This is a genomic window from Streptomyces sp. NPDC030840, from assembly GCF_055572015.1.
Window position 1 is genome coordinate 181,489 of sequence record NZ_JBVIEE010000013.1, and the last position, 16,132, is coordinate 197,620.

10 protein-coding genes are annotated in these 16,132 nt (G+C 73.2%); 6 read left to right on the plus strand and 4 right to left on the minus strand.

Annotated elements, in window-relative coordinates; genetic code table 11:
• Nucleotide 1 precedes the first annotated feature (1 nt).
• The 5 genes from ACZ49J_RS26955 to ACZ49J_RS26975 all read left to right on the plus strand — a co-directional run bounded on the left by ACZ49J_RS26955 (nucleotide 2) and on the right by ACZ49J_RS26975 (nucleotide 9,049).
• Complete coding sequence (locus tag ACZ49J_RS26955; RefSeq protein WP_467451981.1) at nucleotides 2-4,306, plus strand: glycoside hydrolase family 38 N-terminal domain-containing protein; 4,305 nt, start codon at nucleotides 2-4, stop codon at nucleotides 4,304-4,306.
• Complete coding sequence (locus ACZ49J_RS26960) at nucleotides 4,303-4,980, plus strand: peptidyl-prolyl cis-trans isomerase (RefSeq protein WP_467451982.1); 678 nt, start codon at nucleotides 4,303-4,305, stop codon at nucleotides 4,978-4,980. The genes ACZ49J_RS26955 and ACZ49J_RS26960 overlap by 4 nt, the downstream gene beginning before the upstream one ends.
• A 754-nt stretch (nucleotides 4,981-5,734) precedes the next feature.
• On the plus strand, nucleotides 5,735-7,114 hold the full coding sequence (locus ACZ49J_RS26965) for an extracellular solute-binding protein (RefSeq protein WP_467451983.1): 1,380 nt from the start codon (nucleotides 5,735-5,737) through the stop codon (nucleotides 7,112-7,114).
• 5 nt (nucleotides 7,115-7,119) lie between these two features.
• A complete protein-coding gene (locus tag ACZ49J_RS26970) occupies nucleotides 7,120-8,136 on the plus strand; it encodes a carbohydrate ABC transporter permease (RefSeq protein WP_467451984.1) in 1,017 nt (338 codons plus the stop codon).
• A 31-nt stretch (nucleotides 8,137-8,167) separates the two neighbouring features.
• A complete protein-coding gene (locus ACZ49J_RS26975) occupies nucleotides 8,168-9,049 on the plus strand; it encodes a carbohydrate ABC transporter permease (protein ID WP_467451985.1) in 882 nt (293 codons plus the stop codon).
• Here the strand turns inward: ACZ49J_RS26975 and ACZ49J_RS26980 are convergent.
• Both ACZ49J_RS26980 and ACZ49J_RS26985 read right to left on the minus strand, forming a co-directional pair.
• Nucleotides 9,013-11,364, minus strand: coding sequence for a glycoside hydrolase family 3 N-terminal domain-containing protein (locus ACZ49J_RS26980; protein ID WP_467451986.1), 2,352 nt, complete (start codon nucleotides 11,362-11,364; stop codon nucleotides 9,013-9,015). The genes ACZ49J_RS26975 and ACZ49J_RS26980 overlap by 37 nt on opposite strands.
• Complete coding sequence (locus tag ACZ49J_RS26985; RefSeq protein WP_467451987.1) at nucleotides 11,361-12,398, minus strand: N-acetylglucosamine kinase; 1,038 nt, start codon at nucleotides 12,396-12,398, stop codon at nucleotides 11,361-11,363. Before ACZ49J_RS26985 ends, ACZ49J_RS26980 begins: the two co-directional genes overlap by 4 nt.
• 88 nt (nucleotides 12,399-12,486) lie before the next feature.
• Between ACZ49J_RS26985 and ACZ49J_RS26990 the strand changes: the two genes are divergently transcribed.
• Nucleotides 12,487-13,737 (plus strand): glycoside hydrolase 5 family protein, encoded by a 1,251-nt coding sequence (locus tag ACZ49J_RS26990; RefSeq protein ID WP_467452029.1) that lies wholly within the window; start codon nucleotides 12,487-12,489, stop codon nucleotides 13,735-13,737.
• Between the two features lie 292 nt (nucleotides 13,738-14,029).
• Here ACZ49J_RS26990 and nagZ read toward each other — a convergent pair whose 3' ends face one another.
• Both nagZ and ACZ49J_RS27000 read right to left on the minus strand, forming a co-directional pair.
• A complete protein-coding gene (gene nagZ / locus ACZ49J_RS26995; protein ID WP_467451988.1) occupies nucleotides 14,030-15,517 on the minus strand; it encodes a beta-N-acetylhexosaminidase in 1,488 nt (495 codons plus the stop codon).
• Between the two features lie 110 nt (nucleotides 15,518-15,627).
• A complete protein-coding gene (locus ACZ49J_RS27000; RefSeq protein ID WP_467451989.1) occupies nucleotides 15,628-16,023 on the minus strand; it encodes a pyrophosphohydrolase domain-containing protein in 396 nt (131 codons plus the stop codon).
• Between the last annotated feature and the right edge of the window lie 109 nt (nucleotides 16,024-16,132).

Genomic DNA, 16,132 nt, shown 5'->3' on the forward strand with positions numbered 1-16,132 from the left:
CATGCGCGTCACCTCAGTCGAGTCGACCGAGTTGTTCGTCGGCACCCCCGAGCAGCCGCACCAGGTGCTGGTGGCCGAGGTGGCCCACGAGCCGGGACGCACGGTCCGCCTCACCGCGAGCGGCCCCGGCAGCGTGCGCGGGGCACAGGAGACGACGGCCACCGTGGGCGACGACGGCACCGTGCGCGCCGAGATACCCATGGCCGGCGACCTCGTCCCCGGCGAGCGGCACCACGTCACCGTCACCGCCGAGGACACCGGCGATCCGGAGCGGCGGGCCCGGGGCAGCGGGGAGTTCGTGGTCGCCGAACCCGGCTGGACCATGTTCATGGTCAGCCACTTCCACTACGACCCCGTCTGGTGGAACACCCAGGGCGCGTACACGGAGACCTGGGACGTCGCGGACGACCCGGCCACCAGCGGTCTCCCGGCCCGCACCTTCGACTCGCGCGGCCAGTCCGGCATGAGCCTGGTCCGCGCCCACTGCGACCTCGCGCGACGCGACCCGGCGTACACCTTCGTGCTCGCGGAGGTCGACTACCTCAAGCCCTACTGGGACGCCTTCCCCGAGGAGCGGGCCTTCCTGCGCCAGCTGCTGCGCACCGGCCGCGTCGAGATCATGGGCGGCACCTACAACGAGCCCAACACCAACCTGACCGGCGCCGAGGCGACCATCCGCAACGCCGTGTACGGGGACGGCTTCCAGCGGGCGATCCTCGGGGCCTCGCCGGAAACCGCCTGGCAGCTGGACGCGTTCGGGCACGACCCGCAGTTCCCGGGGCTCATGGCGGACGCGGGGCTGACCTCCAGTTCGTGGGCGCGCGGGCCGTTCCACCAGTGGGGGCCCACCCTCTCCGTGTTCGGGGAGAAGCCGCGGGACCCGAACAGGATGCAGTTCCCCGCCGAGTTCAGCTGGATCGCCCCCTCCGGGCGCGGCCTGCTGACCGCCTACATGGTCAACCACTACGGTGCCGGCTGGGCCATCGACAACGCCCCCACCCTGCCGGAGGCCGAGGCCGCCGCGTACCGGCTGTTCCAGGGCCTCAAGCAGGTCGCCCTCACCCGCAACGTGCTGCTGCCGGTCGGCGGGGACTACGCGCCGCCGTGCCGCTGGGTGATGGACATCCACCGGGACTGGAACGCCCGCTACGTCTGGCCGCGCTTCATCAGCGCCGTACCGCGCGACTTCTTCGCCGCCGTACGGGCCGAGCTCGACGCCGAGGGGCGCAAGGCCTCGCCGCAGACGCGGGACATGAACCCGGTCTACACGGGCAAGGACGTCTCGTACATCGACACCAAGCAGGCCCAGCGGCACGGCGAGGCACTGCTCGCCGACGCGGAGGCCTGGGCGACGCTCGCCTCGCTCGTCACGGGACACCCCTATCCGGACGCCGCGCTCGACAAGGCGTGGCGGCAGCTGATCTACGGCGCCCACCACGACGCCATCACCGGCTCCGAGTCCGACCAGGTCTACATCGACCTGCTCACCGGCTGGCGGGAGTTGTACGACCTCGCCGAGACCGTGCACGCCGATGCCGCGCAGGCCCTCGCCGACCGCGTCACCCCGTTGCCCGGCGGCACGCCCGACCTCGTCGTCCTCAACTCCGCGACCTGGTCGCGCCGCGACGTCGTGACCGTCGAGGACCGCGGCTTGGTCCCCCTCGACGACTCCACCGGCCTGCCCCTGCCCGCCGTGCGCGACGACGACGGCCACCTCCACGTCGTCGCCCCGGACGTGCCCGGCGTCGGCCTCAAGGCGCTCCCCCTGGCGGAGGGTTCGGTGTCCGGGTGGACGGCGGGCGACGGTACGACGATCCGCAACGCGTTCTACGAGGTGACCGTCGACCCGGAGCGCGGCGGCACCGTCAGCAGCCTGCGCTCGCTGAAGGACGGCGGGCGGGAGCTGCTGCGCCCCGGCGACGTCGGCAACGAGCTCGTCGTCCAGGAGGAGTACCCGCGGCATCCGCGCTTCGGCGAGGGGCCGTGGCATCTGACCCCGACCGGCACCACCGTGGCGCGCAGCCGCGAGGCGACAGCTTCCGTGCGGGTGTCGCACTCTCCGGCCGGGTCCCGCATCACCGTCACCGGCGACCTCGGCGTGTTCCGGTACACCCAGCGGCTGTGCCTGTGGGAGGGCGTCGACCGCCTCGACGTGACGACGACCATCGACGGGTACGACGGTGCCGACCGGCTGATCCGGGTGCGGTGGCCGTCCTCCGTGCAGGGCGGGCTGCCGGTGCACGAGGTGGCCGACGCGGTCATCGGGCGCGGGTTCGGGTTCGTGGAGGTGGACAGCGAGCGGTTCCCGTGGACGCTCGACAACCCGGCCAACACGTGGTTCGGGCTCGGGTCCACCGCGCGGGTCGCCGTCCACGACGACTCCGGGACGCTCCTCGGGCACCGCTCCATCGGGGTCGCCGAGCTGGTGTACGCGAACTGGGACGAGGCCGGAGAGCTCGGCACCCCGCTCGCGGCGGCCCTCGTGCGCGCCGGGGTCACGGCGACCTCGACCATCGCCGGGGGCCAGCGCTACGGCGACCTGGAGGTCGACTCCAACCTCCCCGACATCCGTATCGCCGTCGGCGCGCCCGAGCGCAACTCCCTGGTCGCCGAGGCCCTCGGCTGGGACCCGGCGGCCGGGCGCGAGCTCAGGCGGCAGCTGGCCGAACGGGGCGTGGCGGCCGTGTGGGTCGCCCCGCGTGCCTCGCTGCGCGAGGAGTGGGTGCCCGGCGCCGACCTGCGCGACCTGGAGCGGCTGCCGCTACTGGTGGTGGCGGGCGCCAGGCCCGAGGACGACGCCAAGGCGGTCGACGCGCTGATCGCCGACCTCGACGACGCGACGGTCACGGCCACGGCGGCGGGCGGCGGCGAGGCGCTGCCGCCGGGCGACGCCTGGGACGGGCGGAGCCTCGCCGTCCTCAACCGGGGCACGCCCGGCTGCGTGGTCACGGCCTCCGGCGACCTCTACATGTCCCTGATGCGCTCCTGCACCGGCTGGCCGTCGGGCATCTGGGTCGACCCGCCGCGCCGCACGGCACCGGACGGCTCGGGGTTCCAGCTCCAGCGCTGGTCGCACACCTTCGAGTACGCCGTCGTCGCGGGCGAGGGCGACTGGCGGGAGCTGGGGCTGCCCGCGCGCGGACACGAGTTCAACCACCGGCTCACCGCACGACTGCGCACCGGCGGCGAGGACGCGCTGCTGCCTCGGACGGCCACCCTGCTGGGTCTCGAGCCCGCCGGTGAGGTCGTCCTCGACGCCCTGAAGCCCGTTGGCTCGCCGCTCGCCCGGGGCGGTGCGACGCCCGCCGATCCGGCGAACGGTGTCGTCGTACGGATGCACGAGGTGAACGGACGCCCGGTACGGGCGCGCATCGACGGACCGCGCGTCCGCGGACCACGAGCATGGACGGCGGCCACCCGCGCCGACGTCCTGGAGACGCCCGGGGAACCCCTCCCCCTGTCCCCGGGCCCGGGTGGCGGCCTCGAAACCGACCTGACCGGCTTCGAGGTCGCCACCGTCCTGGCCACACCGGACCGCGCGCGGCGCTCCGACGGCCCCGGTGTCGCCGCCCACGAACCCGCCCAGCCCGTCCACACCCGCTACTGGCTGCACAACTCCGGCCCCGCCCCGCGCGGCAACCTGCCCGTGGCGGTGTACCTTTCGCCGACGGCGCTCACCGTGGCCGACGGCCTGCCGGTCACCGCGACGGTCCGCGTGAGCTCGGAGCTCACGGACGCACCGGTGTCCGGGACGGTGGGGTTCTCGGCGCCCCCCGGCTGGTCGGCGGAGCCCTCCGAACTGCCCTACTCCCTGGCCCCCGGCGGGTTCACCCTCGCCGAGGTGACCGTCACGCCCCCGCCCGGTGCCGCGCCCGGCCGGCACTGGCTCGCCGCACGTCTCGCGTACGGCGGCCAGAGGTACGAGGACGTGGTCGCGCTCGACGTGCCCGGTGCCGTACCGGAGGGCGAGCCGGACGGGCGTACCGGGCCCACCCTCGTGACCGGGCTCGGCGCCGAGCGCGTCACCGTGCGCGGAGGCGAACGCGTCAGGGTCCCGGTCACCGTACGGAACACCACGCGGGGGCCGGTCAACGGAACAGTGTGGGCGGTGTCGTCTTGGGGCACGTGGCCGGGTGTGGCCCCGGGCTGCCAGGGGTTCACCGTGGCCGCCGGGGAGCGGGCCGAGTGCGTGATCGAGGTGGACGGCGCGGGGGTGCCGCCGGGGTCCTACTGGCTGATGGCGAAGGTGGCGTGGCACGGCAACGTCGCCTACACCGAGACCGTCGTGCTGGAGGTGACCCCGTGACCGGCCCCGCGTCGCCGCACGCCCACACGCGTCCGCGCACGGTCCCTCCCGAGGACACCGCCGCCCTCGTCCACGGAGAACCCATCCCGCGGTCCCGGGTGGACGCCTTCCTGAGGATCGTCCCTCCACGCGACCGCGAGACCCGTCCCGACGCCTTCGCGAGGGCCGAGCGGCAGCGGCGGCGGTGGGCGACGCAGGTGGTGGTCGCGGACGAGCTGGCCCGCCGCGCCTGCCTGGCCCGCGGGCTGCGGCCACCGGAGGAGGTGTCGCCGCCCCGGGTGCTGTGCGTGGCGGAGACGGACGTCGCCGACCTCGGCAGCATCGTCGCCGCGGTGCTCGCCCACTCGCCCGCCGCGCGCGCCCTGCTGAACCTGTTCGAGGAGGAGCAGAAGATCCCTGAAACAGCCGTCCAGGACTACTACGACCGCAACCGCGACCGTTTCCTCACCCCGGAGGCCCTGCGACGAGGCATCGATCCCTTCGCCGACCCCACACCGGCCGACGTCCTCCCGTACGACCGTGCCCGCGAACACATCGAACGGGAGCTACGCCGCTCGGCGGCCCACCGAGCCTTCTTCTCCTGGCTCGACCAGGCCCGCACCCACGTCACCTACACCCCCGGCCACGAACACCCCGCCGACCCCTCCCACCCGGACCACGAACACCGCCACTGACCCTGACGTGTCCGTCGTTCGAGGGGCGGCGGGCCGTGCGCGGCCGCCCTGGACGTACGGCGCCCCCCAGGGGCGAAGCAAACTCCAGGCGTACGGCAGCCCGGGACGGAACCCCAGGTGGGGTGGCCTGTCCTGGGACAGAGCCCCCGCGTACGGCGACCAGAGGGGAGGCCAGGAGTGCGGCAGTCCAGGGACAGAACTCCGGCACACGGCACCCCGAGGCCCAGGACCCGGCCGCCCAGGGGGAAGCCCCGGCGTGTGGCGAACCTGGGCCACCTCCAGAGGGCGGCGGGACGAGACAGGCGCCCCGGAACGGCCGGGGCCCGGGACGTCCCAGGTTGCGGCAGGGCGAGGCAGGCGCACCCGGAGCGGCCGGCGCGAAGCCCCAGGGGCTGCGGCCCCTCGCGGAGCCCAGGGTGCATCAGCAGGAGGCAGGGTCCCGGGGACGGTCCGCGGCCGGGGCGAAGCCCCAGAGCGCTGCGGCCCACGCGGAGTCCAGGGATCGGGGCCCCGGGGGGCGGAGCCCCCTGGGCCGGGGTCGAAGGGGCGGAGCCCCTGGGGATGGGACGGGTAGGGGCGGCGGGGGCGCAAAACCCCACCCCGCGCCGCTCACCGCACGGCCGGAACCGAAACGCAACACGGAACCCCATTGACCTCCGATGAATTCTGGTCCACCTTTTCATCAATCGGAGTCGAAGTTGGTGAATTGAACCAGCAGCGAGCGCAGCAACCTGGCCGCAGGAGGGCAACAACCATGCGTGCAAGAAGACTCACCGGATCCCTGACCTGTCTCGTCGTCCTGTCACTGACAGCCGTCGGCTGCGGCCTGTCGGGCGGCGGCGGCTCCGGAGACGGAGAAGCCACCGTCGGCAACTGCAAGGTCGACAAGGACAACGTCGGCTCCGGCAAGCTCTCCGGCGACATCAAGGGCAAGATCACCTTCCAGACCACCAACCTGAAGAAAGACTTCGGCGGTTTCTTCAACGGCGTGATCAAGGACTTCGAGAAGGCGCACCCCGGCACCTCGGTCAAGTGGATCGACGACCCGGGCGACAACACGTTCACCCAGCGCAACGTCGCCGACGCCCAGGCCTGCACCCTCCCGGACGTCATCAACCTCAACGCCCCGACCGCGATACCCCTCACCAAGTCCGGGTTCCTGCTCAACCTCAGTGCCAAGGACCCCTCCGCCGCCAAGCCCTTCGTCAAGACGTTCTGGGACGCCAGCGCCATGAAGGACGCCAAGGGCGCCTCGGTGCACACCGTCCTCCCCTGGTACACCGGTGGCGTCCTGCTGACGTACAACACCGACATGCTGAAGAAGGCCGGCATCGACCCGGCGAAGCCGCCGACGACCCTCTTCGGGCTGTTCGCCGACTACGAGAAGGTCGCCAAGGCGGGCAAGGGCAAGTTCTACGCGACGATGGCCAACCCGGTATGGCGGATTCCGGCCGACTGGGACCAGATGGACATCAAGACCCTGTCCGAGGACGGCAAGACCGCCACCTTCGCCGACGACCCGAGGACCACCGAGTGGGTCGCCTGGATGGCGAAGCTGTACAAGGGAGGGGCCATGCCGAAGGACTCGCTGTCCTCGAACAACGACCCCTCCACTCCGTACAGCGAGGGCAAGGTCGCCTACGGTTCGACGAACCCGAGCTTCGTGCGGTTCGTGAAGCAGAACAGTCCCTCGGTCTACGCGAAGACCGGTGTCGGACAACAGCCCTACGACGCGCTCGGCCACGCGAGCACCGGCGCCCCGCAGTACATCGGGGTCGCCTCGACCAGCAAGAACGCCGCCACGGCCCTCGCGTTCGCCAAGTTCCTCACCAACGCCGAGAACCAGACGGCCTGGTGCAAGGACCCGAACGTCGTGATCTTCCCGACCACCTCGGCCTCGCTGAACGACCCGTTCTTCCAGAACGCCTCCGGGAACGACCCCTTCTCCCAGGCCCGTAAGCTCGTCGCCGATCAGCTCAAGACCGCCGACCCCAACCAGACCAGCCTCTCCCCGGCGGTGCAGAACGCCATCGTCTCCCAGGTGCAGCTGGCCATGCAGGGCAAGAAGAGCCCCGAGCAGGCGGTGAAGGACGCCCAGGCCAAGGCGAACGAGCTGCTGAAGCAGGGCGGCTGACTGTGGTGACCGATACCGCGAAGCCGGTGTCCGTGCCCGGCGCGGGGCGCACAGCCCCCGCGCCGGGCACGGCCCCGTCCCGCATACGCCGACTGGGCCGTGCCCTGCGCCCCGGCCCCGCCCCCGGCGCCAACGGCGCCGCGCTGTACCGCCGCTGGTGGCTGCCATGGCTGTGGACCGCGCCCGCCGTCATCTGCGCCGCGGTCTTCGGCGTGTTCCCCTTCCTCAACACGCTGCTGCTGTCCTTCACCGACGCCAAGCCGCTCGGCGGCGCCGCGAGCTTCGTCGGGTGGTCCAACTACACGCGGATGCTGGACGACCCCGACTTCTGGCTGGCGACCCGCAACAGCCTGCTGTACGCGGTGATCGTGGTGCCGCTGATGGTGCTGCTGCCGCTGATGCTCGCCGTCCTGGTGGAGAAGAAGCTGCCCGGCATCGGGTTCTTCCGGTCGGCCTTCTACACCCCGGTGCTCGCCTCCAGCGTGGTCGTGGGTCTGAGCTGGCAGTGGCTGCTGGCGGACGAGGGCCTGATCAACACATGGCTGGAGAAGGCCCATCTGATCAAGGACGCCATCCCGTTCCTGTCCGACTCGTGGCTGATCCTGTTCTCCGCGATGGGCCTGACCCTGTGGAAGGGCCTCGGCTGGTACATGATCTTCTACCTGGCCGCTCTCGGGAACGTCCCCCGGGAGCTGCACGAGGCGGCGGCCATGGACGGGGCCGGCGCGGTCCGGCGCTTCTGGCACATCACGGTGCCGGGCGTGCGGCAGGCCATGATGCTCGTCGGCACCCTCACCGGCATCGGCTCCCTGCGGGTGTTCACCGAGATCTACATGCTCGGCAGCTACACCGGGGGCCCCGGCGGCGCCGACCGCACCCTGCCCTTCTACATCCGCGACGTCGGCCTGGACCCGATGACCGGCAACGCCGGTTACGGCTCGGCGGTCAGCGTGGCCCTGTTCCTGCTGACGCTGGGGCTGACCCTGCTGGCGCAGCGCCTGACGAAGGAGGACGAGTCGTGACGACGTTTGCCGTGACGCAGGAGGACGAGTCATGACGGCCGTCGCCGTGACGAAGCGCCGGCGCCTGATGCCCCGCTGGCGGGACTACGGCCGCCCCCGGGAGCTGGTCGTCCGCTACCTGCTGCTGCTCTTCGTGCTCGCCATCACCGTCGGACCGCTGGTCTGGCAGTTCCTGGCGTCGCTGAAGGGCACCAGCGAGGACGTCTTCGGGGCGAACGCCTCGCTCCTGCCGCACGACCCGACCCTGCGGGCCTACCGGGCGGTCTTCGACCAGGTGCCGGTGGCCACGTACATCCGGAACAGCGTGATCGTGGTGATCCTGTCGGTCACCAGTCAGCTGCTGTTCTCCACCACGGCCGGCTACATGCTCTCCAAGCCCGCCTGGAAGGGCCGCAGGACGGTCTGGGTGCTGCTGGCCGCCTCCATGATGTTCCCCTTCGAGTCGATCATGGTGTCGCTGTTCCTGAGCATCCGTGACCTCGGCCTGGTCGACAACCTGGTGGGCGTGTGGCTGCCCGGGTTCGTCGGCGCCATCAACGTCCTGCTGATGCGCGGCGCGTTCCTGGCGGTGCCACGCGAGGTCGAGGACTCGGCGATGATCGACGGCGCGAACGAGTGGCAGCGCTTCCGGCATCTGTACCTGCCGTCCGCGTGGGGCGCGATCATGGTGGTCGTCATCAACACCTTCATCAGCGCCTGGGACGACTTCCTCTGGCCGCTGATCGTGCTGCGCTCGGAACAGAACATGACGCTGACGCTGGGCCTCGCACGGCTGCAGAGCTCGTCGTTCGGCTACGACCAGCGGATCGTCATGGCCGGGTCGGTGATCTCCGTGGTGCCGGTGCTGGTGCTGTTCATCATCACGCAACGGTGGTTCTACAAGGGTGTCGCCGCGGGTGCCGTGAAGTTCTGACCGTCCGGTCCGCCGTCCCCGCCGGTCCGCAGCACGACGGGTACGGCCGTCCGGGCGGCCCGCGACGACTCGGCGACCCGGATCTCCAGGGTGCCGGGCAGCACGGCCGTCTCCAGATCGGCGCCGACCTGCGCGAGCTGGTCGGCGCCGAGGGGGAGGGCGACCGTACGGCGCTCCCCCGGCGCCAGCTCGACGCCGAGGAAGGCCCGCAGTTCGAGGACGCGCGGCCACACCGGCGTCAGCAGACGGCGGATGTAGAGCTGGGCGACGGTACGGCCCCGGCGCCGCCCCGTGTTGGTGATGTCGACCTCCACGGTGTGCCCGGCGAGGCGCGGCGGGCCGTACGCGAAGGTCGTGTACGTCAGCCCGTGCCCGAAGGAGTAGAGCGGCTCGGCGCTCTCGTCGACGTACGCCCGGTACCCGGTGTCCTTGTGGTTGTAGTGGACCGGCAGCTGGCTCACCGAACGCGGCACGGAGACCGGGAGCCGTCCGCCGGGTTCCGCGTGCCCGAACAGCACCTCGGCGATCGCGTCGCCGCCCCACGGGCCGGGGTACCAGGCGGTGAGCAGGGCCGCCGCACGGTCCGCCGCCTCGGGGACGGCGTGCGGGCGCCCCTGGACCAGGACGACCACGGTGGGTGTGCCGGTGGCGGTGACGGCGTCCAGGAGCGTGTGCTGGGCGCCGCCGAGCCGTAGTCCGGCGAGGTCCACGCCCTCTCCGCAGGTCATCTCGGAGACCGCCGAGCGCGCGGCTCCGTTCGCGGCGAAGTCCGTGTCCGGCGTACGGGCGCTGCTGCCGCCCAGCACCAGCACGGCCAGGTCGGCGGCGCTCGCCGCGGCGACGGCCTCGGGGACGCCCGAGAGGTCGTCGCCGGTGAGGGCGCAGCCGCGGGCGTGCCGGATCACGAGTCCCGGCGGGGCGAGGCGGCGCAGTCCGTCGAGGACGCTGCTGCCCGTGCCGGGGCGCTGCGGGGCGGTGTAGTCCCCGAGCTGGTGGACGGTCGTGTCGGCGTGCGGGCCGAGGACGGCGATGCGCGTGACCGCGGGCCGGACCGGCAGCACCTCGCCGTCGTCGTGCAGAAGAGTGACGGCACCCCGGGCGAGGGCGGTGCTCAGGGCGCGGCCACGGTCGGCGGCGGGCGCGGGCGCCGCCCGGTCGGCGCTGTACGGCCGGTCGAAGAGCCCGAGGCGGAACTTCAGGCTCAGCACACGGGCGACGGCGGCGTCCAGGACGTCCTCGCCCACCAGGCCTCGCTCGACCGCCTCCTGAAGGTGCGTGAAGCCCTCGTCCCACAGGCTCAGGTCCACACCCGCGCTCAGCGCGAGGGCGCCCGCGGACAACGCGTCGCCGGTGATCCGGGCCAGCATGTCCACAGCGAGCCCGTCGGCCATGACGAGGCCCTCGAATCCCCAGCGTTCGCGCAGCAGTCCGCGCAGCAGGGCGCGATTGCCGGAGCAGGGCAGGCCGTCGACCTCGTTGTACGCGGCCATCACGGCGGCGGCGCCGGCCCGGACTCCGGCGCGGGCGGCCGGGAGGTGGATCTCGTGCAGTTCCCGGAGCCCGAGTTCCGACTCGGCGGAGTTGCGGCCGCCGACCGTGGCGCCCTGCCCGGCGAAGTGCTTGAGCACGACGGCGGCCTTGTCGTCGGCGAAGAGGCCGTCCCGTCTGTCCCCGGCCTCCCCCTGCATGCCCCGCACCAGCGCCTCCGTCAGCCGGGCGGCCAGGTACGGGTCCTCGGCGAAACACTCCTCGGTACGGCCCCAGCGGGGGTCGCGGGCGATGTCCAGCGCGGAGACGAGGGCCACGTGGCCGCCACGGGCGCGCAGTTCGGCCGCGGCGTGGGCGGCGGCGCGCTCGTACAGCCCGGGGTCCCAGGTGGCGCCGACGGCCAGGTTGACGGGGAGGACGGTGCCGTCGAGGGCCATGTGACCGTGCGGGACCTCCTCGACGAAGAGGGCCGGGATGCCCAGCCGGCTGGATGCCACGACGTGACGCTGCACCAGGTCGGCGAGGGCCGCGCCGTGTGCCGCACCCGCTCCGGTGGCGTGGTCGACTCCGGACCAGGCGTCGGCGCGGAACAGCCCGTACAGGGCGCCGAGCCCCGCGAAGCGCTCGGTCTCCGCGTACAGGGCCTCGGTGAGCTCGAACTCGCCGTCGGGCGTGCGGCGGTAGGCGTCCCAGCCGTACATGCGCTGGTTGAGCTGGCCGGCCTTCTCGCGCAGGGTCATGCGGGAGAGGAGGTCGCGGACGCGGATGCCGACGGGAGCCGCGGGGTCGCGGTAGGGCAGGCGGGCTTCCTGCCGGGTGTCGCTCATCGGCCGCGGCCACCGTGGGCGAGCCGGGCGAGGGCCACGGCACCACCGCAGCCGTCCGCCACCCGGTCGAGCGTCAGGCCGAGAGCCTGGAGTCTGCCGGTCAGCGGTGCTGTCAGGGGGCCGTCGGGGCCGAGCAGGCCGCCGGTGGCGACGATCCGTTCGCCGGGCCGGGGGTCCAGCGCGCGGACGGTTTCCGTCAGCAGTTCCGCCGCCCGGTCGAGGATCTCCGCGGCGACGGCGTCCTCGCGCCGGGCCGCTTCGGCCACCAGGGGCGCGAGCCGGGCGAGCCGGATCGGCGGCTGCGCCATCACGCTGGGCAGCAGGTGCATGCGGAAGGCCTCGCGCCGCTCCCGGGACCACTCGTGCGCGGCGGCGTCCTCCTTGTCGTGGGGCGTCTTCTGCGGCTCGCACGGCAGGACCTCCTCGGGCAGCCCCAGCGCGCGCCCGACCGCGGCGGCCAGCAGCGTGGGCCGGCCGCGTCCGTCGGCCATGCGCAGGGCGGCCCGCGCCGCGCCGCGGCCGATCCAGAAGCCGCTGCCGTCGTCGCCGAGGAGCCAGCCGTCGCCGTCGACGGTGGCGGCGCATTGACGGCCGGAGATCCGGGCGGCGACCGCGCCGGTGCCCGCCACCAGGGCGAGGCCGTCGGCCGGGGCGCCGGGCGCGGAGGCGAACGCGGCCTCGATGTCGCTGCAGAGGGTGACCGGCTCGGTGGCGATGCCCAGGCCGCTCAGCGCGGCGGTCAGGGCGGCCAGCGCGTTGAGCTGCCCGGGTTCGTCCGGGGAGGCCCCGGTGGCGCCCGCGAAACCGCCGGCCACGGCCACGATCCTGCCGCGCGCCTCCTTCGGTACCGCCCGGCCGACGGCCTCGGCAAGGTGCTCGGTGAGCTGCGGCACGGGGACGGTCAGGGCGTTGCCGGGGCCCGCGACGCCCTCGCCCAGCTGGCGCCCGTCCCCGGCGGTCGCCAGGACGGCGCGGACGCGTGTGCCGCCCGCGTCCAGACCGACCACGAGATCCTGGTTCAATTCATTGTTCATCGGCGACCATGGTGGTTGATACATTCGTGGAGGACAAGACCCAACCCCCGGTCGGCGCACGCCGCGCGAACGCTTCGAGGAGGACCCCATCAGTACTCCGCCCGCGCCCGCACCACTCCGGTTCGGCGTCAACTACACCCCGCGTCGCGGCTGGTTCCACTCCTGGCACGACTTCGACGAGGCGCACGCCCGCGAGGACCTGGCGCAGATAGCCGGTCTGGGCCTGGACCACGTCCGGGTGTTCCACCTCTGGCCGCTCCTGCAGCCCAACCGCACGCTGATCCGCGCCGCGGCCGTCGACCAGCTGGTCCGGCTCGTCGACCTGGCCGCCGAGGCGGGCCTCGACGTCATGGTGGACGGCGTGCAGGGCCACCTGTCGAGCTTCGACTTCTACCCGGAGTGGACGCGCAGCTGGCACCACCGCAACGTGTTCGCCGATCCCGACGCCGTCGAGGCCCAGGCGCAGCTGCTGAAGGTTCTCGGCCGCGCCCTCGCCGGCCGCCCGAACCTCATCGGCCTCCAACTCGGCAACGAGCTCAACAACCTGGTCGAGCACAACCCGGTGACGTCCGAGCAGGTGGACCAGTACCTCGACACCCTCCTGGCCGCCGCCCGGGACGGCCTCTCGGGCGGCGCGCCCGGCCGTCTGGTCACGCACTCCGCGTACGACGCGGCCTGGTACGGCGACGACCACCCGTTCACCCCGGAGGCCTCCGCCCGCAAGGGCGACCTGACCACGGTCCACCCCTGGGTCTTCTCCGCGAACTGCGCCGGCCGCTACGGACCCCGCTCCCCGCAGGTGCGGCATCTCGCCGAGTACGGCGTGGAGCTCGCCAAGGCGTACGCCGTGGACGTGGACCGGCCGGTCTGGGTCCAGGAGACGGGCGCGCCCGAGCCGCACATCCCCGCGGCCGACGCCCCCGACTTCGCCCGCGCGACCGTGCTGAACGCGGCCGGGTGCACCGGACTGTGGGGCGTGACGTGGTGGTGCTCCCACGACGTGGACCGCTCCCTGGCCGACTACCCGGAACTGGAGTACACCCTCGGCCTGTTCGACTCCTCCGGCCAGGCCAAGCCGATCGCCAAGGCCCTCGCCGACACGGTCGCCGAACTGCGCGCCGCGCCGTCCGCCCCCGAGCCCCGCGCGACCGCCCTGGTCCTGGACTGCGCCCCGGGCACACGCTCCGCCTCCGGTCCGGGCGGCGCGTACTTCGAGACGTGGATGCGCCTGCGCGTCGAAGGCACCCGCCCGGCCGTGGTCCTCGCCGAGCGCGCGGAGGACACCGGGTACCTGGCGGCCAGAGGGATCACGGAGCTCGTGCGGGCCGAAGGAGAGTGAACGGACGGTGGCGGGGGCAAGCCGGGCGTTCTCACGCGCCCGCGAGCGCCTCCGCCACCGCCCCGCGACTTCACGAGCCCGTGACCGTGAGCGCTTCCGCTACCGCCCGCGAGCTCACGCCCGTGACCGTGAGCGCCTCCGCCTCCACCCCGCGAGCTCACGCGCCCGTGACCGTGAGCGCCTCCGCATCCACCCCGCGAGCTCACGCGCCCGTGACCGTGAGCGCCTCCGCATCCACCCCGCGAGCTCACGCGCCCGTGACCGTGAGCGCCTCCGCATCCACCCCGCGAGCTCACGCCCCCGTGAGCGCCTCCGCCACCGCGCGGAGGTTCACGCGCCCCCGCCCGTAGGAGCAGACGCCTTCCTCGTCCCCCGGCTCCGGCAGTCCCGTCGCCACCCGCACCGCGTCCGGCCGCCCGGCCAGCAGCGCGTCACGGAGCCGGACCTGCCAGGGGTACAGGCCGGCGTCGTACGTGGCGACCACCAGCGGCGCTCCCTCGGCGCTCCGCAGCACCTCGGCCACGAGCCCGGCCGGATCGGCGGGATCGTCGGTGACCGCCGTTCCCGTGGCCGTGGGGTCGAGGTCTCGCACCTCGGTCAGCAGGTCCTCACCGCCCCAGTTGAGCGCGGGGTGCGGTGGCGGGAACAGGTCGACGACATGCGCGCCCCGTACGGGCCCCGGCAGAGCCCGGCCGCGTACCGCCCGGCGCGCCGCCTCCAGCCCCGCGCCGGCGTCCCACGCACCGGTCACCGCACCCGTGGTGTACCGCTCGGCCAGCCGCCGGACCCGCGCCGCGGCCTCCAGTACCCGCTCCGCCGGCAACTCGCCCTCCCCCAACGCCTGCAGCACCGCGTCCCGGCAGGCGAGGGACACGTCCAGATCGGCCACCGCGACGATGACCTGGTCGGCCCCGGCGGCGAGCGCGAGCCGCGCCCCGGCCGCCTCGCCGTACCGGTCCGAGATCGCCTTCATCTCCAGGGCGTCGCTGACGAGGACGCCGTCGAACCCGAGGTCGCCGCGGAGCAGTTCGCCGAGGATGCGCGGGCTGAGGGTGGCGGGCCGCTCGGGGTCCAGCGCCGGGTAGACCACGTGGGCGCTCATGAGCATCGGTACGCCCGCGGCGACGGCCGCCCGGAACGGCTCGATGTCGTGGGCGAGTTCGTCGTACGGGCGGGGGTCGACGGCCATGTCGTGGTGGCTGTCGGTCTCGGTCCCGCCGTGCCCGGGGAAGTGCTTGGCACACGAGGCGACGCCGCGCGCCTCGGTGGCGCTGATCCAGGCGCGCAGCTGCCGGGCGACCAGCGCGGGGTCGGCTCCGAAGGAGCGGGTGCGCACGATCGGGTTGCGCGACTGGTGCTGGAGGTCGGCGACGGGGGCGTACGAGGCGGTGATGCCGAGGGAGACCAGGTGCCCGGCGAGCGCGTCGGCGCAGCGCGCGGTCAGCTCGGTGTCGTCGACCACGCCGAGCGCGAAGTTGCCGGGGACCTCGGGTGCGCCCGCGTCCACCAGGTGCCCGATGCCGCCGCCCTCGTTGTCGATGGCCACGAGCAGATCGGGGCGCAGTCGCCGCAACTGCTCGGTGAGGCTCCGGAGCTGGTCGGCGTCGCGCACGTTGCGGGTGAAGAGGATGACTCCGCCGAGTCCGCGGTCGATGAGCCGCTTCAGGGGGTCGGGGACGGTCGTTGAGCCCCCGAACCCGGCGACGAGGCAGCGGTGGGCGGCCTCTTCCAGGTCGGCCGGCAGGTCCGGACGGTCGGGCACGTGCTCGGGGTGGGCCACGTCGGGATCCTCTGCTTGCTATGGCGCGGAACTCGGATGATATGAGCCACCAACTCGACACTACAAGGTGAATCATTCAACCGAAAAGTGCCGCTGCCCGCGCTCCGCCTCTACCCTTTCCACCCTTGCCCCCGCAGCACCCCGGACACGTCCGGCGCCCGATAGTGCTCCCCCTTGAGGACCTTGCCGTCCTCCCGGCGGGCGACAGTGCCGTCCGGGCCCAGCTTGGTCATGTTGGAGCGGTGGATCTCGGCGATCACCGCGTCGAGGTCGATCCCGTGCACGAGGGCGGTGCCGTACGCCACGTACACGACGTCCGCGAGTTCGTGCGCCAGCCGGTCGAGCGGGCCCGCCACGGCCACCTCCGCGGCCTCGGCGGCCTCCTCGGCGAGCAACCGGCCCCGGTGGGCGGCGAGTTCCGGTGACACCTCCGTCGGCTCGGTGCGGGTGTCGAGCCCGAAGGCGCGGTGGAACTCACGGACGAGACCGGCGGGAGAGGGGTGCATCCGGCGACTTTACCGGTGCTCGGCCGACTCCTGGTTCTGCGCGGATCTCCCAACTCGCCGGTAGCAGGGGGCCGGTGTGTGGCAGGGTGATCCGACCCCATACCCTCGC

What these genes read in the sequence shown, in the direction of transcription:
- ACZ49J_RS26965 (WP_467451983.1), top strand. Translation starts at nt 5,735, where the DNA reads ATGCGTGCAAGAAGACTCACCGGATCCCTGACCTGTCTCGTCGTCCTG.
- ACZ49J_RS26985 (WP_467451987.1), bottom strand. Translation starts at nt 12,398, where the DNA reads ATGAACAATGAATTGAACCAGGATCTCGTGGTCGGTCTGGACGCGGGC.
- ACZ49J_RS26955 (WP_467451981.1), top strand. Translation starts at nt 2, where the DNA reads ATGCGCGTCACCTCAGTCGAGTCGACCGAGTTGTTCGTCGGCACCCCC.
- ACZ49J_RS26980 (WP_467451986.1), bottom strand. Translation starts at nt 11,364, where the DNA reads ATGAGCGACACCCGGCAGGAAGCCCGCCTGCCCTACCGCGACCCCGCG.
- ACZ49J_RS26975 (WP_467451985.1), top strand. Translation starts at nt 8,168, where the DNA reads ATGACGGCCGTCGCCGTGACGAAGCGCCGGCGCCTGATGCCCCGCTGG.
- ACZ49J_RS27000 (WP_467451989.1), bottom strand. Translation starts at nt 16,023, where the DNA reads ATGCACCCCTCTCCCGCCGGTCTCGTCCGTGAGTTCCACCGCGCCTTC.